The sequence below is a fragment of the Nitrosospira multiformis genome (genome assembly GCF_003050865.1).
GTDB lineage: Bacteria > Pseudomonadota > Gammaproteobacteria > Burkholderiales > Nitrosomonadaceae > Nitrosospira > Nitrosospira multiformis_E.
This window is the reverse complement of sequence record NZ_QAOK01000003.1, coordinates 1-20,238: the sequence shown is the minus strand read 5'-3', so window position 1 is coordinate 20,238 and position 20,238 is coordinate 1. Positions and strand designations below refer to the sequence as shown.

Sequence of the window (20,238 nt, the reverse complement as noted above, 5' to 3'; positions counted from 1 at the left end):
TCGGTCAAGGCTACGATGACATAATGAGAGTTAAGAGGCTCGTGAATCGGATAATATCTATATAGATATGGAATGATATTGTTGAGGCAAATTCATGGAACGTAATACTCGGCAGCGGGATGCAATTCTTGACGTCATTTCAGGGGCAGGAAGGCCGCTTTCGACACAGGAAATACTTGCGGCAGGAAAGGCTGCGGTATCCTCTCTGAGTATTGCTACCGTTTACCGGACATTGAGAGATCTCGTAGCAGAAGGACACATTCTGCCCGTCAAGCTGCCTGGTGAAGCGGACCGATACGAAATGGCCAAGCTGGATGATCACTATCACTTCAAGTGCAGTACCTGCAGCAAGGTATTCGACATTCACGACAGCATCAAAAAGAACAATCTTCACGTACCCCGCAACTTCGTGATCGATAAATATGACCTGATTCTTTATGGGCAGTGTAGCGATTGCGTTCCCAAACATTGAAATCGATCAAAGTTACGGTATTTCCAACACGGATGCCGCGATATCCGACGCAACGTACTTAACTGCCATCTGGCGTAGACTTGCGTGTCTCATCTTCGCGAAACGCGGGATTGGGCAGCGTCAGCGGGGTAGGGTGGACGGGGTTGGGGGGGAGAGCTTGGGTAACTGGAGCGGCTGCCTCGCCATTTCCAGCGCGTGGCGGATTTGCGCGGGATTGTGGGTGCGCAGACCTTCCGCAAGGGCGCGGGACGCATCCCTGCGGCGTCCGGCGTAGTCTCGCAGCATTTCTACTGTAGCGGCAGAAGGCAATGCGGGATCAGGTGGAAGTTCCGAAAGCTGCTCGAAGCTTTCTTCATAGGGATTACCCACCGCGGTATCGATTTGTCCCGCCAGTTCGTCAAAGGAGACTCCTCCTCTCCTGGCCTCATCGAGTATATGCTGCCAGGCCTGGGTGATCGCCCTGTCATCGCGCAGAAAATTGCCGATTTCCTTGCGCGCCAATACTTCCTCGCTCCACTTATAGGCGGGAGGTGGAATCCGAACGATCAGCGTGAAGACGGCCAGTGCAAGAATGCTTATAGCGGAAAGGCGACTGCTGAACACGTGAGAAGACTTTCCGCTCATCCTGGCGGGGTCCGCAAATATTATTCCACCGAGCAGACCGGTTACGAAGCCGCCGATATGAGCAGCGTTATCGATACCGGTAATTGCGAGGCCGAGTCCAAGGCTGACAATTGCAAAGGCCGTGGCGCCCCAGAAAAACCATCGGAACTCGTGGGGATGCAGCCTGCCGCGCTCGCGCCAGAGAAATACCAGCAGGGCGCCATATAGGCCGAAAATGGCGCCTGAAGCGCCACCGGAGATGGCCAAGCCTTTATGTGCAACCAGCGAGAGCAGATTGCCGGCAAGACCGCTGGCAAAGTAGAGGGCGGTAAAGCGCGCGTGCCCGTACATGCGTTCAACCAGTTGGCCTGCATCCCAGAGCGCCCAGAGGTTCAATGTGAGATGGACCAGGCCAAAATGAAGGAACATGGCGGTCCCGAGGCGCCACCACTCCCCATCCTGGGTAGCGGGACCGAAATTGGCGCCCCAGGCGAGTTGTACGCTGTTGGATGAGTGCCACAAGCCTGCTCCGCTGGCAAGCATGGCTACGAAGATCAGCAGGTTGGTCGCCACCAGCAGCTTCGTTACTGGAACTCGAGGAACCTGCCGGTGAAGAAGATCATGGAGTGACAGCATGGAAGGTAGACCTGTTCTTCTGGAATCATTATGATGCATGCGGATGAAACGTATTGATGCAATAAGGAATAACAATCCCTCTCTGATCCCCTTTTCGGGGCATTGGTTTCCTGGATGCTTTTCCACCAGCCGGGTGCAGCGGATAATGTGCCTGACCCAGAGAGATGCAGCGTACCGGTAGCAAATCCAGCTTTCTTCTGGCAATGCGGATTGCGCTCCTTGTCGCCACTCCACTTGTCATGCTGTTATTGCTCCCGTCGGCAGGCAAGGCCGAAACGCACATCCAGTTGCCGCAAACCAGCCTTACCTCTGACGACGTCGCCGTCATCATCAATGACAGCGACCCTCTTTCAGTGCAGATTGGACAGTACTACCGCGAGGCGCGCGGCATTCCGGCGGCCAATATGATTCATTTACAGTTTCCTCCCGGTCGAACCGCACTGTCACGGGAGGAGTTTCAGGAACTGAAAGCCGAGATAGACCAGAAGGTGCCTGCGCACGTCCAGGCCTACGCAGTGGCCTGGACCCTTCCCTACCGGGTGGATTGCATGTCGCTGACTTCTGCGCTGGCTTTCGGATTCGACGAGAAGTATTGTTCCTTTAATTGCAGCGCAACTGCCGCCAGTCCCTATTTCAATTCACCGAGTCATCATCCTGTCAGTGACCACCAGTTGAGGCCGGCGATGATGTTGGCGGGGCTCGATTTCGAACAGGTCAAATCGCTGATCGATCGCGGGGTGGCAGCCGATCACACTTTCCCCGCAGGACATGCCTATCTTGTCATTACTTCTGACAAGGCGCGAAGCGTGCGCGCGAATTATTTCGAAATGACAGCACAGCAACTGAACGGCGTTTTTCCCATCGAGATTCTTGAAACGGATGCGATTACCGACCGGCACGACGTTCTATTTTACTTCACGGGACTGGTTCGGGTACCGCAGCTCGATACGCTGGATTTTTTGCCGGGCGCATTGGCGGACCATCTGACCTCGGCGGGAGGGCAGCTTACAGGCTCAAGCCAGATGAGCAGCGTGCAATGGCTTGAGGCCGGAGCCACGGCAAGTTATGGGACAGTGGTGGAACCCTGCAGCCATATGCAGAAATTTCCTTTTCCCGCTATTGCCATGTTTCACTATGCGCTTGGCGCCAGCGCCATCGAAGCTTACTGGAAGAGCGTGGCATGGCCGGGAGAGGGCGTGTTCATAGGAGAGCCGCTCGCGCAGCCATTTGCGCCGGAGTTGCGGGAAATTCGCACCGGGCAGTTCGAATTACGCATTTTCTCGCCACGTGAAACACAACTTCGAATCGAGCAGTCCCGTTCAGCCGCAGGACCGTTCAAGCCATTGCCCAGGCAGGCCGCAATCCGGCGCGGCATGAATCGACTGCGCTTCAATTTCAATCAAACAGAAGGCTACCTGCGGTTGAGATGGTAGATGTTGTCCGAAGAGTATGGATTTATGAAGAGGTCAACCGCATAGACAATAGAGCAATAGGCGATAAAGAGGTTCGATCGAAGCATGGTATTCGAAGAGCAGACGGCCGGGTTTGCAGCTATGCTGAATAACTAGATCACTGAATAAACCCTGGAGAAGAATATGCCGCTCAATAATTATGGTGTTCTGAAAGGCAGGGCAATAGGCCGTCGTTTAGGTTCGGGATCATCCCCCCACTATCAGATTCATCTTGTCGATGAGACTGGAACCCACTACCGCATTGCAATCAACGTGCGATCGCAGTTGGCTCCATCCGAGTTGATGTATTACATCAAGCCTTATTTTGTCCATCCGCTCACCTCGACGATAGAGGCGCTTCCCAGCGGCTTTAGCCGGCTTGCACCCAACTCCGGCTCGGGTGCACTTGATCTGATCCGCGGCAACCTCCTGCAACCCGGGATGATGACGCCGCTTCCACCCGATCTTCCCGGCCCCGATAATGACCTGAACGAGAAGCTCGATCAGATCGTGCAGCGCGCGATGGCGGATGAAGAGGCCCTGGTTTACGCCTTCGGTGAAAGGTGGGGACCGGAGAGCAACAAGGCGGATAAGTATTTTGGTTTTCTGCCCGGTAACGGCATACACGATATTCACATGAACCAGGGAAATGTCGGAAGCTTTATCAAGGATGATGGCGTGTGGCAGGATGGCGGGGCGCTATTCCATTTTCCTCTCCAGCGGCAGTGGACGGCTGTTTTCTTGAAATTTCAGTCGCAAAGCTGGCATACCGATGACCGGACCGGCCATACGTTGGCCGAAGGTGAAGAGGGAGAACCGAGGAATCCGGATCCGATCGTGCCGCAGCCGACCGAAGCACTGCCGGACGGACTGGTGCGCATTATTTCGGCAATGGTTAATTCGATCGAATCTCCCGAAAAGGAGTGGGTCAATATATTGAACGCAAGTGATCGCGCTATTTCCCTGGCGGGCTGGCAACTGGCTGACAAGCAGAAAGCGAAAATGCCGCTGAGCGGGACTATCGAGCCGGGCGCGCCGCTTCGGATCGATATTCAGCCTCCGGTCGCGCTGTCCAACAAGGGGGGCATCATCACCCTGCTGAACCAGAACGGCCTGAAGGTGCATGGTGTATCCTACACCAGGCAGCAGGCAAATCAGCCGGGTTGGACGATTATCTTTTAGCAAGACTGCGATTTATCCATCCCCCACCGTAAACTGACGCGCGTAACTTGGCCGGAGGCCGTTATAATAGCGGCTGTGTAACAGCCGAGAATGCCGTGATTCCCCCTGTTCAGCCTAACTTCAAATCCCATTTTACCGATATCCTGCGCAATACCCTGAATGACAGGGGATGGGCGGACCTGAATCTCGATATAGAATTTGCCCGTCCGCGGCAGTCGAGCCACGGCGATTATTCCTGTAACCTGGCGATGCAACTGGCCAAGCCATTGCGTCAAAAGCCGCGCGACATTGCGCAATCTCTTGCCACCGCACTCGCCGCCTCCCCTTATCTGGAAAAAGTGGAAATTGCAGGCGCGGGTTTTATCAATCTGTTTCTCGCGACCTCGGCCAAGCAGCAGTTTTCGCGATATGTGCTGGAGAGCGGCGAGAAGTTTGGTCACAGCAACATGGGCGCAGGGGAAAAAATCCAGGTCGAATTCGTTTCAGCCAATCCCACGGGTCCATTGCATGTAGGACACGGCAGGGGTGCGGCATTTGGCGCAAGCCTTGCCAATGTGCTCGCGGCCGCAGGCTATTCGGTCACACGCGAGTATTACATCAACGATGCCGGCCGCCAGATGGATATTCTCGCGCTTTCCACCTGGCTGCGCTATCTGGAACTGAACGGTGTCGCATCAGCCTTTCCGCCCAATGCCTATCAGGGGGAGTATGTACGCGACATGGCAAGGCTGATTCATAAAGCCCATGCCGGACGTTATGTGCATGAGCCGGAACTGCTGTTTGATAGCGCTGCCGACTCGGAAGCGGGCACAGAGGCTGCCCTTGATGGATTGATTGCCAACGCGAAAAAGCTGCTGGGGCAGGATTATGCCTACATCCATAACTTCGTTCTGAACGAGCAATTGGGAGATTGCCGCAACGATCTGATGGAATTCGGCGTCACCTTCGATATCTGGTTTTCCGAGCAATCCTTATTCGACAGCGGGAATGTGGCGCAGGCTGTTCATCTGCTCGAAGAAGGCAATTACCTGTATCAGCAGGATGGTGCCAAATGGTTCCGCTCCACCCATTTCGGTGACGAAAAGGACAGGGTGGTGCAACGCGAAAACGGCCAGTTCACCTATTTTGCCTCCGATATTGCCTATCACCTCAACAAATTCTCACGAGGATTCGACCGTGTGATCGATATCTGGGGTGCGGACCATCACGGCTACATTTCACGGGTGAAAGGCGCCATTCAGGCATTGGCGCTCGATCCCGGGAAACTTGAAATTGCCTTGGTGCAGTTTGCCGTACTCTACCGTGATGGCAAGAAGGTGCCGATGTCCACCCGGGCGGGAGAATTTGTCACCTTGCGGGAGTTGCGCCAGGAAGTGGGAACCGATGCGGCGCGCTTTTTTTACGTATTACGCAAGAGCGATCAGCATCTCGATTTCGACCTGGACCTGGCAAAGTCGCAAAGCACCGATAACCCGGTGTATTACGTGCAATACGCGCATGCAAGGGTGTGCAGCGTGCTGGAACAGTGGGATGAAGATCCAGGCATGCTGGTTACAGCCGACACCTCTGCATTAACCGGTCCTGCGGAGCTCTCCTTGTTGCAGAAGCTGATCGACTATCCCGAAACGGTCGAAGCCGCGGCGAGGGAATTCTCTCCCCACCTCATTGCCTTTTACTTGAAGGAACTGGCAGGCGAGTTCCACAGTTACTATAATTCTACTCGTTTCCTGGTGCCGGAGATGGCGGTCCGTCTTGCGAGATTGGCGCTTGTGGCGGCGGTCAGACAGGTATTGAATAACGGTCTTAAACTATTGGGCGTGAGCGCGCCAGCTAAAATGTGATGACGCATCCTTACTTGAATCGAGATTATAAAACGCCTCTTTACTCTGGAAAGAAAACAGGCACCCTCTTTTTCGGAATGTTTATCGGCTATGTCCTGGGTCTTCTCACCGCCATGGGCACCTGGATGTACATGAGCCAAGCGCCCAGTCCCTTTATCTCCCAGGACAAGCAGGCGAACGGTGCCGCGAGCGGGGATGCTGTGGAGAAGTCTGAGAAAGAAGAGGAAGGGGCTGGCATTGAAGACAAAACCGCGAAAGCGCCCGACAGCAAGCCGCGCTTTGAATTTTATAATATTCTTCCCTCCACGGAGGAACCTGTAACGGAGCAGCAGCTGAAACAGGTTGCCAAGCAGCCGACCTCTCAGGATAAGTACTTTCTTCAAGCGGGGGCATTCCAGAATCCGGATGATGCCGATAATATGAAAGCGAAGCTGGCGATGCTGGGAGTGGAAGCGGCTGTCCAGACTGCCGAGGTCCCGCAAAAGGGACTGTGGCACCGCGTACGTGTAGGACCTTTTTCCAATGTGGATGACATGAACCGGATTCGTGCGTCGCTCCAGCAGAACGGCGTCCAGACAAGCCCCATCAGGGTGCATGAGGGAGCGTAGGGGCAGCAAGACAGGGACCAATAAACGATCCACCAATCTCGGGACGTTCAACTGAAGGAGAAAAATATGAATTTACTGCGGCTGCTTACCGCATTCCTGTTGCTGGCCGGTATGAACTTTCCGTCGATTTCCACTGCTCGCGCGGATATCGTCGAAGGAAAGGATTACAAGGTCCTGCCCCGTCCTTTTCCAACGGAAGGGGGAAAGAATATAGAAGTCATGGAATTTTTCTGGTACGGCTGTCCGCACTGTTACGAGTTGCATCCACGCATCAAGGCCTGGCTCAAGAACAAGCCCGCGGATGTCAGCTTCCGCTATGTTCCGGCGGTTTTTCGTCCAACCTGGGAGCCGGCCGCAAAAACATTTTATGCGCTGGAAGCACTGGGAGAAAAAGATCGGCTGCATGACAAGGTCTATGATGCCATTCACAGAAACGGGTTAGACCTGGGCAGGGAGGACGTGCTGTTCGACTGGATTGCAAAGCAGGGAATAGACCGTCAGAAATTTATAGATGTCTACAATTCGTTCTCGGTACAGAATCAGTTATCCAGATCGGTGCATTTCTCGAAGGATTATGGCCTTACCGGCGTGCCTGCGATAGCGGTGGATGGCAGATATCTCACGAGTGGCAGAATGGGCAGTACGCCGGACGATACCATTCGAACCATGGAAGAGCTGATACAGAAAGTGCGCAAGGAACGGACCCGGAAATAGCCTCTTCCGTTGACACTAAAAGTCATTATCAGTGGCGCCTCCGCAGGCCTCGGAAGGGCATTGGCGCGCTATTACGCCGACAGCGGCGCAACGCTCGGCCTGATTGCGCGGCGGGCGGATTTGCTGGAGAACCTTGCGGCGGAGATGGCGGAAGTATCTATCTACGTCGCCGATGTGCGTGATGCTTCTGCCCTGCGGACTGCGGCAGAAGATTTTATCGTCCGCCATGGCTGTCCCGATATCGTCATCGCCAACGCAGGTATCAGCCACGGCACGCTTACCGAATGCGTCGAAGACAAGGAGGTTTTTGAGGATATTCTCGCCACGAATGTTGTCGGCATGGTGAACCTCTTTCAGCCCTTTGTTTCGGTCATGCGCACCGTCGGGCAGGGTAGTCTGGTCGGAATTGCAAGTGTCGCCGGGTATCGCGGGTTGCCCGGCAGCGGCGCCTACTCGGCTTCCAAGGCGGCTGCAATCAGCTACCTGGAAAGCCTCCGCGTCGAATTGCATGGAAGCGGCCTATCCGTCATAACCATTTGCCCCGGCTATGTCGTAACGCCCATGACAGCCGATAATCCCTTCCCCATGCCCTTCATCCTGACGGCGGACGACACCGCCCGAAAGATCGCCCGCATTATCGAGAGCAAGAAATCGTTTGCCGTAATACCGTGGCAGATGGCAATTGTCGCGCGCGTCTTGCGGTTGCTTCCAAATTTCCTGTATGACCGGTTGTTTGCCAGGGCACCGCGTAAACCTCGCCTAAATCACAAAGACCACAAAGGCCACAAAGGCTCCAAAGAAAATTATCAGGTTCCCGATTGATTTGTACGGAGAAAACACCATTTAACCGATTAACCAATGTAGCCAGTCCGCCGATCATGGTTTACATGACATAAGGGTACAGCAATGACAGAAAAAGCGATTTTTGGAGCAGGTTGCTTTTGGGGCGTGGAGGCCGCTTTTCGTTTAGTTAGAGGCGTAAAGGAGGTTACCAGCGGCTACTCTGGCGGGCATCTGAAAAATCCGTCCTATCGCGACGTGTGCACTGACAAGACTGGCCACGCCGAGGTAGTGCAGGTGGAATACGATCCGTCCCAGGTCAGCTATGATGAGTTGCTCGACATCTTCTGGAACTGCCATAATCCCACTACGCTCAACCGGCAGGGACCGGATGTGGGTAGACAGTATCGCTCCGCCATATTCTTCTACACCCCTGAACAGGAGAGCGCGGCGCGAGCATCGAAGGAAAAACTGGAGCAAAGCGACCGCTGGTGCGCCCCAGTCGTGACTGAAATTACACCTGCCTCAGATTTTTATCCCGCCGAGGAATATCATCAACGCTACCTCGAAAAGCGCGGTATCTCCGGACACTGCCAGATGTGAGCGCTAACTCAGCTATAAGAAAAGCCTATGCCCCGCTTTTCCTGGCGCAATTTTTAGTGCGCTCAGGCCTATCGAAGGAAAAAGCGATCTTCAGGTCAGGCTTTCAAGACGGTTTCTGATTTCAGCGATACGGGTTTCGCTTACCCTGGTGTTAATGGCGACAGGCAGGCGGCTGGGATCGGAAACACTTCTTGCCAGTTCTTTGGCAATCGTCCCCGCATCCACGCTTCTGGCCGCGTGAAACGCTTCGCGTAATCGATCCGCCTGGGGATAAGGTCTCTCCGCGTAGCCCGGCCGCCCATGGAAATCGCACGAGCAGGCTTGCAGGAATTCTTCGAAGCGCTCGGCTTTGCGATATGCATCCACTCCCTGGAGCAGGTTGGCGATCGTGACAGGGCGCAGTTCGGCGGCGCGGTGTACGTCGCCGTGATAGCGGGCCACCAGCAATGCCAGGTTCCGCATTTCGTTAGGGGGGTTGATACGTTCGCATAGGCCCTGCACCAGTTTGACGCTGCGCGCCTCGTGTCCGATATGGCGTGGCCATTCTTCCGGAGGAGTCGTGCCTTTACCGAGATCGTGGGTGAGTGCGGCAAACCGGACCGCCAGGGAATAGTTCCTCGAAGCGGCGTAGTCGATCACCATCATTACGTGTACCCCGGTATCGATTTCAGGGTGATACTGCGGTGGTTGCGGCACGCCGAATAAGGCATCCACTTCAGGCATGATACGGGTGAGGGCGCCGCACTCGCGCAGCGCGTAAAACATGCGTGAAGGGTGGCGCTCCATCAAACCGCGTGCAAACTCCTGCCACACCCGCTCCTGCACCAGGGCGTCCACCTCCCCGTTATGGACCATTTCGTTCATCAGCGCCAAGGTTTCGGGTGCGATATGGAAACCGAAACGTGCAGCAAAGCGAGCAGTACGCAGGACACGCACCGGGTCTTCAATGAATGCCGGGCCGATATGCCGGAGCACCCCGGCTTCCAGATCAGCGACTCCGCCGAAAGGGTCGATGATATTGCCGTGCTCATCCTTCGCGATCGCGTTTATTGTCAGATCACGGCGCGCCAGATCCTCCTGTAGTGTAACCTCGGGGGAAGCATAAACCTCAAACCCTTTGTAGCCGCGCGAAACCTTGCGCTCCGTGCGCGCCAGCGCGTATTGTTCCTGGCTTTGCGGGTGAAGAAAAACGGGAAAATCTTTTCCTACCGGGCGAAAGCCAAGTCGCACCATTTCTTCAGGCGAGACGCCGACAACCACGTAATCATGATCCGTTACGGGTAGTCCCAGTATTTCGTCGCGCACCGAACCGCCCACCAGATAGGTTTTCATTCCGGAGCTAGCTGTATGAATCTATCCGCATTCAACGCCCTGACCAATGCCGCAGATAGTCGTAACGTTCCCGGGGCAACTGATGATTCAGATATACCGGTGCCGCCTCTTCAAGTGCCGTAGGATGAATTCCCCAGACTTCCAGCAGTGCCTCTGAATTATCGCAGTCGCACACGCTGTCGATCTTCATGGAATAATAATTATCGACGCTCATCAGTTTGCCTGGCAGTATCTCCATGGCTGCTGCTTCAAGATGGGAAAGGGCATCCCCAAGGCCGATGATGGCGGGATCGTGTCCCGTCACATGCACCGCATACTCCACCAGTTCGCGAAGGCTGTAGCACTTCGGTCCGCACAGGTCGTAGCTTCGCCCGAAAGTACGCGGTTCATCCAGGCTGAGCGCAAACGCCTGCACGACATTCTCGACGAAGATCGGCTGGAATTTTGCATGGGGTGAGGCCAGCGGCAAGACCGGCAGGCGCCCCAGCCTGGCAAACAGATTAATTGAGGCGTCGCCAGGACCGAATATGACTGACGGCCTGAAAACAGTAGCATCCAACCCGGATGTCTTTACGATCTGTTCTCCTTCTCCCTTTGAACGCAAATACTCACTCGGTTGACCCGGCCCGGCTTTCAGGGCACTCATATGCAGTATGCGGGTGACGCCGTTGCGCTTGCAGGCCGCGATGAGCTTTTGCGGCAGTTCGACATGGGCGGCATGAAAGTCACCCTGCAACACACCTACCAGGTTGATCACGGCATCGATGCCAAGGAGCAGCCTGTCGAGGTCTCTATCATCGTGGATATCGGCTTCGATCAGATCCGTAGTGGGTATCACCAGCAACTCCTTCGCACGCTCGTAGTTTCGTGTGGGAATACGCAGGTAGATTTCCCCGTCGGTCAGGAGATTTGCGAGATGTTTCCCGACAAAGCCACTGCCACCGAAAATGCAGACATTCTTGAATGTCATGTCAGACCCCTCACTCCGACACTTTTTCACTCCCGAACCGGGACGACACAATACCCAGGCGCTGCTTCAGCGCCTTGACCTGATGCCCGAAGTTGCGGGCGTAATACATGGAGTTGCTCATCACCTTTTTGACATAATCGCGTGTTTCATTGAAGGGGATCGTTTCAGCATAAATCGCGCCCTCCAGCGGCTTCTCATCACGCCACTGCCACACTCGGCTGGGACCAGCGTTGTATGCGGCTGAAGCCAGCGACTGATTGTCGAACTGGGTCAACACGTGTTTCATATAATAGGTGCCCAGTGTCAGATTGGTGTTTACCTCCGTCACCAGGCTCGGACGATACTTTCTCAGCCCCACCTGTTTGGATGCCCATTTTGCCGTGGCAGGCATCAATTGCATCAGCCCCATGGCGCCGGCGCTGGACTTGGCATCGCTGACGAAACGGCTCTCCTGGCGAATGAGGCCGTAGACCCATGCTTCGTCGAGATCCTGCTGCTTCAGGATGTTGCGCATTGCATCTCTATGCGGTGCAAGGAACCTCAGGTGGAAATCGTGGCGCTGCACGGTTCTGTCGGCGGTATTGATGGCGCGGTCGTAGTGCCCGTGACGGCGGGCCACTTCCGCAGCCGCCAGCAGCTTATGGTCATCAAAATTTCGCACGGCCCAGATCCATTCCTGTGCCGCCTCCGGACGCAAATTCAAGTTGTAGAAGGCCAGCGCTCGCGCGATTCCAGGCGTCCGCTCCATTGCAGAAATTTCTTTCGCTGTCGGCTTGAAGGATTCCGCAGGAGCGCCGATGGTAACGCCCAACTCCTCTTCGGCCAGTTGCCCGTAAAAATGATGCTCGCTGCTCAACGGTGCAAGGATGGCATTTGCTTCCTTTATTTTTCCTTTAGCTCCCAACGCACGCGCTTTCCAGTAACGCCAGACCCCCTCTCGTTTTTCCGCCGCCGACATGGCCTCGATCGTATCCAGCACGAGATTCCAGTCCCCGGCACGCAAGGCGGTGCGGGTTTTCCAGGCAAGCTGGGCGTCGGTGAGCTGAACAGACTTATGCGTATTGGCGGCTTCTCCAAACCACTGCAATGCGCGCGGATCCAGCCGTCGCGCCCCCTGGTCCGCAAGTTGCACCAGAAAATACGCCTGATCCGGTGCGCCGAAGCGGGCGCGTATCCGCGGCCAATAAGCATGCGCCTGATCAAGTCCGCTGCGGAGCAAACGCACCATGGCGAAAAGTGCAATTTCCCGATCGGAGCGTGTTTTGATCTCACGCCGATGCCTTTCCAGATAGCGAAGAGGGTTTTCTGTGGCGGCATTCAGCTTGCGTTCGTTCAGACGCTGATTTTTGGACAGGTATTCATTGATGCGTTTTGCCGCGCTGACATTGCCGGATTCGAGAGCAAGACGTAGCCTTGACCAGATATCATCGTCCGTCAGCGTTCCGGCAGTGATCAACACATCGAATATCTGATTACAGCTCTGCGGCATCTCGCGTGCATTGAACCATAACGGAAATGCCTCCTTATAGATGCTGCGATCGCCTGCCGCCAAGCGCTGTTGAAGAGAGTAGCAGACCAGCTCGACATCCTTGTTGACCATGCGCGGATAGTTTTCCGCGAAAAGATCCCACCGCTCGGTCCAGCCCAGGACCTTCAGCCATTCCCCCATCAGGCGGTCACTGAGAGGGCTATCGCGATATTTCTCAACAAACTCCTTGACAGTCTCCGGACTCAGCTTCGGACTCCAGAGTTGCGGTCGCAGTTGGTAATACGCTGCATAAGGCTCAAGCACATGTCCTTGCAGCCGTTGCGCATACATATTCACGCGCGCAGTGTTGCCGGCCTGATATGCGTGCCTCAGGGCAAGGAAGTCCTGATTTCTTGCGGCTGCACATGTTGCAGTGGAGGTTATTGCCAAAAACAGCCCGATCAACAGTTTCTTCATAACCTGCTATACATTAGTAATTGAGGGAAAAAATTGAAGAGCGTATCTGCTCCAGGTTCACTTACAGGCTGTTTTCCTTTATTTCCTTTATTTCCTTTTGCCAGCCCCTGTTCCCATTCGGATTTTGTTTTAAGAATAGCACATCATGCCATACATCAGTTTGAATCCGGCGACCAATAAGACACTGAAAACCTATATGAGCTGGAATCGCAATCGTCTGGCCGAGGCGTTGGAGCAAACATATCGTGCACAGCCTGGATGGGCGCGACTGGGTTTTCCCGAACGCGCAGAGCTTATGCACAGAGCCGCCAGCCTCTTGCATGAACGGGCAGCCGAATATGCCATTCTTATAGCTGCGGAAATGGGCAAGCCTGTGCGCGAAGGTCGCGCGGAGGTGGAAAAGTGCGCGCTGGTTTGTGATTATTACGCAGTGCACGCCGAGCATTTCATGCAGGTCGAGATGGTTCAGACCGGTGCCGGCAAAAGTTACGTGTCCTATGAGCCTCTTGGAGTCGTCCTAGGCGTGATGCCCTGGAATTTCCCTTTTTTCCAAGTGATCCGCTTCGCCGCTCCCACACTCATGGCGGGAAATGGTTGCGTGCTGAAACATGCATCGAATGTTCCGCAGTGCGCTTTGGCGCTCGAGCGGCTGTTCCAGGATGCCGGTTTTCCCCCGCACCTTTTCAGCACGCTTATGATAGAGTCATCGGAAGTGGGTGAGGCTATCGCCAGCCATCACGTGCAGGCGGTGACACTCACGGGCTCCGAGCGGGCCGGTCGGGAAATAGCTTCCCAGGCAGGACAGCATTTGAAGAAGTGCGTGATGGAACTCGGCGGGTCGGATGCGTTTATCGTCCTGAAGGATGCGGACCTGGAACTCGCCGCCACCTTTGCGGTGAGATCGCGCTTTCAGAACTGTGGACAGTCATGCATTGCAGCAAAGCGCATTATTCCTGTGGCCGACATTGCCGATGAGCTTGGTTCGCTGCTCATAAAGAAAACAAAAGAATTGAAAATGGGCGATCCCCTGAACGAGGCGACGCAGGTCGGTCCGATGGCAAGACTTGATCTGCGGGAAAACCTGCATCAGCAAGTAACTGATTCGATTGCACAAGGAGCCCAAGTGGTTCTCGGGTGCGAACCGCGGGAGGGGGAGGGCGCATTCTATCTCCCATCCATCCTGGATGGTGTCACGGCCGCGACGAGAGCTTATCACGAGGAATTATTCGGACCGGTGGCGGCCGTGATACGCGCGGCAGACGAGGAGGACGCCATTCGCATTGCCAATGACACCCGCTTCGGGCTCGGCTCCAGCATCTGGAGCCGAGATACCGAACACGCCGAGGAACTGGCGCATCGAATCCAGGCGGGTTGCAGCTTTATCAACGGCATGGTCAGGTCAGATCCACGCCTTCCCTTCGGAGGAACCAAAAACTCCGGATTCGGTAGGGAACTGTCCTATCATGGCATCCGGGAGTTCGTTAATGTAAAAACGGTATGGGTACGATGACTCCACAAAAAACCCCACAGCGCGAGTTCATTCCGTTTTCTCTTCTCCCTCCTTGAAACAGGAAGGAGCGAACCGGGACCGGAGATTGCTCACTCAGGCCCTAGATCACGCCCTGGCCTGTCATCGCATCCGCCACCTTTACAAAACCTGCCACGTTCGCCCCGTTGACATAGCTGATGGTGCCATCTTCCCGCCGCCCATGCTCCGTACAGGAGCGGTGGATAGCCTGCATGATCTGGAGCAATCGGGCATCCACTTCTTCCCGCTGCCAGGAAAGACGCATGGCGTTCTGGCTCATTTCCAGACCGGAGGTGGCTACACCGCCTGCATTGCTGGCTTTGCCGGGCGCAAAAAGAACCTCGCTGCGCTCGAAGTGCTTTACCGCCTCCGCGGTGGAAGGCATGTTGGCGCCCTCTGCCACGCATATCACGCCGTTTTTGATAAGCGTGGCGGCGTCCTCTTCATTCAGCTCGTTCTGTGTGGCGCAAGGAAGCGCGACCTCTACAGGAACATGCCACGGTCTTTTACCGGGAATAAAATCGGCTTTCACACGCTCTGCGTAGGCGTTGATACGGCCATACTGTTTATTCTTCACATCCATCAGTTCAGCGAGCTTTTCGGGGGTAAAACCTTCTTCATCGACTACTGTGCCGTCTGAATCGGAAACCGTTATCACTTTGGCGCCAAGCGCCATTGCTTTCTCCACCGCATATTGCGCCACGTTTCCCGAACCCGAGACGGCAACGCGCATGCCTTCCAGCGAGCGTCCGGATTGCTTGAGCATCTCCTCGGCAAAGTAGACGGTACCGTAGCCGGTAGCTTCCGGACGAATGAGCGACCCGCCGAAACTCAACCCCTTGCCTGTGAAGACGCAGTCAGCACGATTGGAAAGCTTTTTCATCATGCCTGCCATGAAGCCCACTTCCCGGGCTCCCACGCCGATATCCCCCGCCGGCACATCGACATCAGATCCGATATGCCGGAACAACTCCGTCATATAGGCCTGGCAGAAGCGCATGATCTCGCCCGGGCTGCGGTCCCTGGGGTTGAAATCGGCGCCACCCTTGCCGCCACCCATGGGAAGTGTAGTAAGCGCGTTCTTGAAAGTTTGCTCGAACGCAAGGAACTTGAGGATGGAAAGATTGACCGAGGGATGAAAGCGGGTGCCCCCCTTATAGGGGCCAATGGAGGAACTGTGTTGTATGCGGTAACCGCGGTTGACCTTCACCTCACCCCGATCATCCACCCAGGACACACGAAAAATGATTATTCGCTCCGGCTCTACAAGGCGGTCGAGAATGCCATGCTCCGCATAACGAGGGTTTTTCGTAATAAAGGGCCAGAGGCTCTCCATGACTTCCGTCACTGCCTGGAGATATTCGGACTGTCCCGGATTATGCTCCGCCACGTACGCGCAGAATTCCTCGAAACTGCGATATTTCATTGGTTATTCCCCTTATGTCCTCTTGTGCTAAACCATTTTCCCAAGACAAGTATTCTGCCAAATAACTTGCGGAATCGCACTGAATTTATGTTCGGAATTGCGCGATGGAAAGCTGGATGCGCGGGACGTGTGGAAGAGATGAAACATCGAAGCATCGGACGTCTTGTTTTCCGGCAACAGGCTTTCAAAAATCATTTCAATGAGGCGCTCCCAGGGAAAGCGAACCGACAAGTCAAAGCGCGCCGGACCAGAGGTGCTCTTGTTCTTCGTTATCATATCCTGCCATCCTCTCATCCGCCTTTCAACTGTCCAACTGTCAGCCCGGGATCTTGAGGTCCTTACTCTTTATTGTCTTCATCCTCATCCTTCTTTTGGGGTCTTGTCGTCCACCAGACGACGAGAATCAGTAGCGACAGCGCTACGCCGGCTTCAAGCAGTAATATCCACATAGGATCAACCATGATGTATATTAAGAGGAAGCCTCTGATGCCGCCACGAGCGGGATTGCTCTTTCAGAGATTTCCGATATGAAACTTTAACCCAAAACTTCATGAAAGACCAATTACGCACACTTACCGTTGTCGCGCTACTGTTGCTCGGCGCCTGCAATATCATTCCTACTCCCCGTGTCACGGAGAAACCGGCCGAACCCCAGCCCATGCCTGTGCTCAAAGCCGCTGATTGGGACACAGTAGAGGGTTGGAGGGATGACGAGATTGTGCCGGCCCTGGATGCGTTCCTCCAGAGTTGCACTGTTTTGAAAAAAAAGGCGCTATGGCAGGAAGCCTGCATTCAGGCTGATTCCATGAGAGGACAGGATGACGATACGGTGCGCCAGTTTTTTGAAAGCTATTTTGTTCCCTACCAGGTATTGAATCCTGATGGGACCGAGAATGGTCTTATCACCGGTTATTACGAGCCTCTGCTCAAGGGGAGCCGCACGCCTTCCGCCCGTTACCGCTATCCGCTTTACACCACCCCTGAAGAACTGCTGATAGTGGATCTGAGTTCCGTCTATCCCCAGCTCAAAAACATGCGGTTGCGGGGACGACTCGAAGGGCGCAAGGTGGTCCCCTTCTATAGTCGGGCCGAAATATCCGGCAACCCTGCAGCGCTACAGGGAAAAGAACTGCTCTGGGTGGATGACGAGGTCGATCTGTTTTTCCTGCAGATTCAGGGTTCCGGTCGGGTGGAGCTTGAAAATGGCGAGATCGTAAGGGTGGGGTACGCGGATCAAAACGGCCACCCGTACAGGTCCATCGGGAAGCTGCTGGTGGATCGCGGCGAATTACCCCTGGAAAGAGCCTCAATGCAGGGAATCAAGGCCTGGGGGCAGAAGAATCCCCGGAAATTGCCGAATATTTTGCATCAGAACTCAAGCTTCGTCTTTTTCCGTGAACTGCCGGGTACGATGGCGGGTCCGTTCGGCTCCATGGGTGTGCCTCTCACGGCTGGAAGAAGCCTTGCGGTGGATCCGCGTGTGATCCCCCAGGGCGCTCCGGTCTTTCTTTCCACTACCTGGCCAAATACCGATGAGCAGCTTCAACGGTTGATGGTGGCGCAGGATACAGGCGGGGCAATCAAAGGAAATGTGAGGGCGGATTTTTTCTGGGGATTTGGCCCTGACGCAGCGCAGAACGCGGGCAAGATGAGGCAGACGGGGAGAATGTGGGTATTGATGCCGGTGGAATATCTGCCCAAGGACTTTCCACCTGCCGCGCGAGTACTGGGAAGCTCCAGATAAATCCGCGAACTGGAGGATGCAGGCGCTTCCCAGCGCCTGTCATCGATTTATTTATTTCGTGGAGGTCGCGTTTAATTTCTTTTCTATGGTTTCCGCGGGAATCAATCCCGGCGTTACCGAGCCGTTGGCAAAAATCAGGGTAGGCGTACCGCTTATATCGTTTTCTTTCCCTGCCTTGAGAATCACGTCTATGGGTGTGGCGCAATCCTTGCCGGCGGGCGCAATATTCCTGAGCATGAAATCTTCCCAAGCCTTGAGCCTGTCCTCGGAGCACCATATCGCCGTCGCGGTCGGGATTGAACCGTTCAGCACCGGATAAAGCAGGGTATAGACCGTTACATCCGTTACGTTAACCAGCTCCTTTTCCAGACGCTTGCAAAAAGGGCAGTTCGGGTCGGAGAAAACGACAAGTTTGCGTTTTCCATTCCCCTTGACCGCCTTGATCGCATGCTCCAGGGGAAGAGTGCCCACATCTATGCGCCGAGCTTCCTTGATCTGTTGCAAGCGTTCGGAAGTCAGGCTTTCCTTCGTTTTCGGATCAATTACGTGACCGAAAAAAAGGTACGAAACCTTGTCGTCCGTATAGAACAATTCGCCTCCCACCACCACTTCATATAGACCGAGATAGGGGGTTTTTTTTATGCTTTCGACCTTCTCCCCGGGAAAATTTGCCTGAATCGCTTTTTTCAGGGATGCCTCGTCAGCGGACGCGCTGGAAAGGAAGCATAGCAATAGAGAAGGCAAAGCGAGAGAAACGAGTTTTGAACGCATGGTCTTTACTCCGTTTTGGGATGGGATGCAGCCGGACGGCCTGCGGTTGTTCTAGTGGATGGACAGGAAAACGAATCAGCCGGATTCAACTCAATGCCTGCTGCATCAAGCGGTCTTTTATCAGGGGCAACTGGTTGGTGATTTCCAGCCCCAGATTGCGCAGGCGAATGAGTGTCGGGTGAGTATGGTTGAACAGCTTCTGCAAGCTATCGGTAACCAGTTCCATGGCCAGGATGTCTTCCTTGCGGGCGCGTTCATAACGACGCAGCAACAGGTAATCACCGCAATCCGATTGCAGTCCGCGCGTGAGGATAACAGAGGCGAGTTCCTGCGCATCGCGTAAACCGAGATTCACGCCCTGCCCCGCAAGGGGATGTATGCCATGCGCTGCGTCGCCGATGAGCGCAAGATGTGGCTGGGCCAGCTTTTTCACATGTACAAAATTCAGGGGAAAAGCGGCAGGCCGCGTAACGAGCCGCATCTGACCCAGGACATGTTGCGAAGCCCGGACGACGCGCTCGCATAATTCCTTTTCAGGGAGCTCGAGCATCGTTTGCGCGAGTTCTTCCTTTGTAGACCATACCATGGACACCACTCTGCCAGGCATTGGCAGCAGCGCCAGCACGCCATCGCGCCGAAACCACTGGTGGCCGACGTTATTATGGGGACGCGTTGCATCGAAGTTTGCCACCACCCCCATCTGCTGGTAGGAATGCCGCGCCACTTCAATACCTGCCTGTTCGCGTACCCAGGAATTCACCCCGTCCGCCCCCACGATCAACCCCGTCTGCATGACAGTTCCATCATCGAGATGCAGTTCGGCGTGAGACTCGGCGCGGAGCATCATGGAACATTGCGCGGGACAAAAAACCTGGATCGGATTCCCGCGGTGCTTGAGTCCTTTCCAGGCGGCGTTCTGGAGCTGGCGGTTCTCCACTATGAAAGCCAGTTCGGGGACGCCGATATTGTAGGCGCTGAAATCCAGCCGCGCCGCGCTGTCGTCGCCGAAGACCGCCATATTGTAAACAGGAGTCACCCGCTCCTGGTCGAGAGCGTCCCACACTCCCAGGTTTTGCAGGAATGCAGCGCTGCCCGGACTGATGGCGTAGACTCTGCTGTCCCAGCTCTCATCGTCAGGAAGCGGCGGGATGGGGCGGAATTCAACCAGCGCTATTTTCAGACCGCTATCCTTGAGGGCAAGCGCCAGGCTTGCTCCAACCAATCCCCCCCCCACGATAACGATATCGAATTTCATGGAACCATTATACAGCCGCTTTCCGCTGCGCGGGGATGCATGGATAAGCCGGTACGCCTGTTTTTGCCTCGGTAAACAACAGCTGCGCCCCTCCTATTTTAATAACTGAATCAATCAATTGGATAAACTGGTGCCGCCAATCCGAATCTTGACAGGAAGGTGGTGCGAAGGCATAATGTCAGACCTTCCATATAAAACAGTAGCGAATTAGCTCAGTGGTTAGAGCAGCGGAATCATAATCCGTTGGTCCCCAGTTCGAATCTGGGATTCGCTACCATTCTGGGCTCTTTCCCATTAACGGGGGATGGGTCATTCATCAGACACGGTTGATCACACCGTTCCAACCGCATTGAGCCAAGACCCTCATGCGGTAATTC

Annotated in this window: 17 protein-coding genes and 1 tRNA gene; 11 read left to right on the top strand and 7 right to left on the bottom strand. The window is 54.9% G+C overall.

Annotated elements, in window-relative coordinates:
• The first annotated feature begins 94 nt into the window (after nt 1–94).
• The gene (locus C8R21_RS02360; protein ID WP_107761272.1) at nt 95–472 is read left to right on the top strand and encodes a Fur family transcriptional regulator; all 378 of its coding nucleotides are present in this window, start codon (nt 95–97) and stop codon (nt 470–472) included.
• A gap of 120 nt (nt 473–592) precedes the next feature.
• On the opposite strand, the gene C8R21_RS02355 is transcribed toward C8R21_RS02360, so the two are convergent.
• Entirely contained in the window at nt 593–1,711 is a 1,119-nt protein-coding gene (locus C8R21_RS02355) for a rhomboid family intramembrane serine protease (protein ID WP_107761390.1), read from the bottom strand.
• Nucleotides 1,712–1,875: 164 nt separating this feature from the next.
• Between C8R21_RS02355 and C8R21_RS02350 the strand changes: the two genes are divergently transcribed.
• From C8R21_RS02350 to msrA, 7 genes are all read left to right on the top strand, one after another.
• On the top strand, nt 1,876–3,144 hold the full coding sequence (locus tag C8R21_RS02350; RefSeq protein WP_258192206.1) for a TIGR03790 family protein: 1,269 nt from the start codon (nt 1,876–1,878) through the stop codon (nt 3,142–3,144).
• A 162-nt stretch (nt 3,145–3,306) separates the two neighbouring features.
• Nucleotides 3,307–4,344, top strand: a complete 1,038-nt coding sequence (locus tag C8R21_RS02345) for a DUF2278 family protein (RefSeq protein ID WP_107761271.1) — start codon at nt 3,307–3,309, stop codon at nt 4,342–4,344.
• Between the two features lie 95 nt (nt 4,345–4,439).
• Nucleotides 4,440–6,185: an arginine--tRNA ligase gene (gene argS, locus C8R21_RS02340; protein ID WP_107761270.1), complete on the top strand. Its 1,746-nt coding sequence runs from the start codon at nt 4,440–4,442 to the stop codon at nt 6,183–6,185.
• 14 nt (nt 6,186–6,199) lie between these two features.
• Entirely contained in the window at nt 6,200–6,793 is a 594-nt protein-coding gene (locus C8R21_RS02335; protein ID WP_258192205.1) for an SPOR domain-containing protein, read from the top strand.
• Between the two features lie 66 nt (nt 6,794–6,859).
• Entirely contained in the window at nt 6,860–7,507 is a 648-nt protein-coding gene (locus C8R21_RS02330; RefSeq protein ID WP_107761269.1) for a thiol:disulfide interchange protein DsbA/DsbL, read from the top strand.
• 9 nt (nt 7,508–7,516) lie between these two features.
• Nucleotides 7,517–8,329 carry an SDR family oxidoreductase gene (locus C8R21_RS02325; protein ID WP_181258830.1) on the top strand — a complete coding sequence of 271 codons (813 nt, stop codon included), beginning with the start codon at nt 7,517–7,519 and terminating at the stop codon, nt 8,327–8,329.
• An 84-nt stretch (nt 8,330–8,413) separates the two neighbouring features.
• The gene (gene msrA / locus C8R21_RS02320) at nt 8,414–8,890 is read left to right on the top strand and encodes a peptide-methionine (S)-S-oxide reductase MsrA (RefSeq protein ID WP_107761268.1); all 477 of its coding nucleotides are present in this window, start codon (nt 8,414–8,416) and stop codon (nt 8,888–8,890) included.
• A gap of 90 nt (nt 8,891–8,980) precedes the next feature.
• Here the strand turns inward: msrA and C8R21_RS02315 are convergent, their stop codons facing one another.
• Genes C8R21_RS02315 through C8R21_RS02305 form a run of 3 tightly spaced genes read right to left on the bottom strand, consistent with a single transcriptional unit; the run spans nt 8,981 to nt 13,137 of the window.
• Nucleotides 8,981–10,222: a multifunctional CCA addition/repair protein gene (locus C8R21_RS02315; protein WP_107761267.1), complete on the bottom strand. Its 1,242-nt coding sequence runs from the start codon at nt 10,220–10,222 to the stop codon at nt 8,981–8,983.
• Between the two features lie 31 nt (nt 10,223–10,253).
• Nucleotides 10,254–11,192, bottom strand: a complete 939-nt coding sequence (locus C8R21_RS02310) for a complex I NDUFA9 subunit family protein (protein ID WP_107761266.1) — start codon at nt 11,190–11,192, stop codon at nt 10,254–10,256.
• Between the two features lie 10 nt (nt 11,193–11,202).
• The gene (locus tag C8R21_RS02305; protein WP_107761265.1) at nt 11,203–13,137 is read right to left on the bottom strand and encodes a lytic transglycosylase domain-containing protein; all 1,935 of its coding nucleotides are present in this window, start codon (nt 13,135–13,137) and stop codon (nt 11,203–11,205) included.
• A gap of 145 nt (nt 13,138–13,282) precedes the next feature.
• On the opposite strand from C8R21_RS02305, the gene C8R21_RS02300 reads away from it, so the two are divergent.
• Nucleotides 13,283–14,647 carry an NAD-dependent succinate-semialdehyde dehydrogenase gene (locus C8R21_RS02300; RefSeq protein WP_107761264.1) on the top strand — a complete coding sequence of 455 codons (1,365 nt, stop codon included), beginning with the start codon at nt 13,283–13,285 and terminating at the stop codon, nt 14,645–14,647.
• 100 nt (nt 14,648–14,747) lie between these two features.
• On the opposite strand, the gene gdhA is transcribed toward C8R21_RS02300, so the two are convergent.
• On the bottom strand, nt 14,748–16,091 hold the full coding sequence (gene gdhA, locus C8R21_RS02295; RefSeq protein WP_107761263.1) for an NADP-specific glutamate dehydrogenase: 1,344 nt from the start codon (nt 16,089–16,091) through the stop codon (nt 14,748–14,750).
• Between the two features lie 550 nt (nt 16,092–16,641).
• Here gdhA and mltA point away from each other — a divergent pair.
• On the top strand, nt 16,642–17,835 hold the full coding sequence (mltA, locus tag C8R21_RS02285; protein WP_107761261.1) for a murein transglycosylase A: 1,194 nt from the start codon (nt 16,642–16,644) through the stop codon (nt 17,833–17,835).
• Between the two features lie 51 nt (nt 17,836–17,886).
• Here the strand turns inward: mltA and C8R21_RS02280 are convergent, their stop codons facing one another.
• Entirely contained in the window at nt 17,887–18,606 is a 720-nt protein-coding gene (locus C8R21_RS02280; protein WP_107761260.1) for a DsbC family protein, read from the bottom strand.
• An 85-nt stretch (nt 18,607–18,691) separates the two neighbouring features.
• Nucleotides 18,692–19,861, bottom strand: coding sequence for a UbiH/UbiF family hydroxylase (locus tag C8R21_RS02275; RefSeq protein WP_107761259.1), 1,170 nt, complete (start codon nt 19,859–19,861; stop codon nt 18,692–18,694).
• 201 nt (nt 19,862–20,062) lie between these two features.
• Between C8R21_RS02275 and C8R21_RS02270 the strand changes: the two genes are divergently transcribed.
• Nucleotides 20,063–20,138, top strand: a tRNA-Met gene (locus C8R21_RS02270).
• Nucleotides 20,139–20,238: the final 100 nt, after the last annotated feature.

What these genes read in the sequence shown, in the direction of transcription:
- C8R21_RS02360 (WP_107761272.1), top strand. Translation starts at nt 95, where the DNA reads ATGGAACGTAATACTCGGCAGCGGGATGCAATTCTTGACGTCATTTCA.
- C8R21_RS02355 (WP_107761390.1), bottom strand. Translation starts at nt 1,711, where the DNA reads ATGCTGTCACTCCATGATCTTCTTCACCGGCAGGTTCCTCGAGTTCCA.
- C8R21_RS02350 (WP_258192206.1), top strand. Translation starts at nt 1,876, where the DNA reads ATGCAGCGTACCGGTAGCAAATCCAGCTTTCTTCTGGCAATGCGGATT.
- C8R21_RS02345 (WP_107761271.1), top strand. Translation starts at nt 3,307, where the DNA reads ATGCCGCTCAATAATTATGGTGTTCTGAAAGGCAGGGCAATAGGCCGT.
- C8R21_RS02330 (WP_107761269.1), top strand. Translation starts at nt 6,860, where the DNA reads ATGAATTTACTGCGGCTGCTTACCGCATTCCTGTTGCTGGCCGGTATG.
- msrA (WP_107761268.1), top strand. Translation starts at nt 8,414, where the DNA reads ATGACAGAAAAAGCGATTTTTGGAGCAGGTTGCTTTTGGGGCGTGGAG.
- C8R21_RS02315 (WP_107761267.1), bottom strand. Translation starts at nt 10,222, where the DNA reads ATGAAAACCTATCTGGTGGGCGGTTCGGTGCGCGACGAAATACTGGGA.
- C8R21_RS02310 (WP_107761266.1), bottom strand. Translation starts at nt 11,192, where the DNA reads ATGACATTCAAGAATGTCTGCATTTTCGGTGGCAGTGGCTTTGTCGGG.
- C8R21_RS02305 (WP_107761265.1), bottom strand. Translation starts at nt 13,137, where the DNA reads ATGAAGAAACTGTTGATCGGGCTGTTTTTGGCAATAACCTCCACTGCA.
- C8R21_RS02300 (WP_107761264.1), top strand. Translation starts at nt 13,283, where the DNA reads ATGCCATACATCAGTTTGAATCCGGCGACCAATAAGACACTGAAAACC.
- gdhA (WP_107761263.1), bottom strand. Translation starts at nt 16,091, where the DNA reads ATGAAATATCGCAGTTTCGAGGAATTCTGCGCGTACGTGGCGGAGCAT.
- mltA (WP_107761261.1), top strand. Translation starts at nt 16,642, where the DNA reads ATGAAAGACCAATTACGCACACTTACCGTTGTCGCGCTACTGTTGCTC.
- C8R21_RS02280 (WP_107761260.1), bottom strand. Translation starts at nt 18,606, where the DNA reads ATGCGTTCAAAACTCGTTTCTCTCGCTTTGCCTTCTCTATTGCTATGC.
- C8R21_RS02275 (WP_107761259.1), bottom strand. Translation starts at nt 19,861, where the DNA reads ATGAAATTCGATATCGTTATCGTGGGGGGGGGATTGGTTGGAGCAAGC.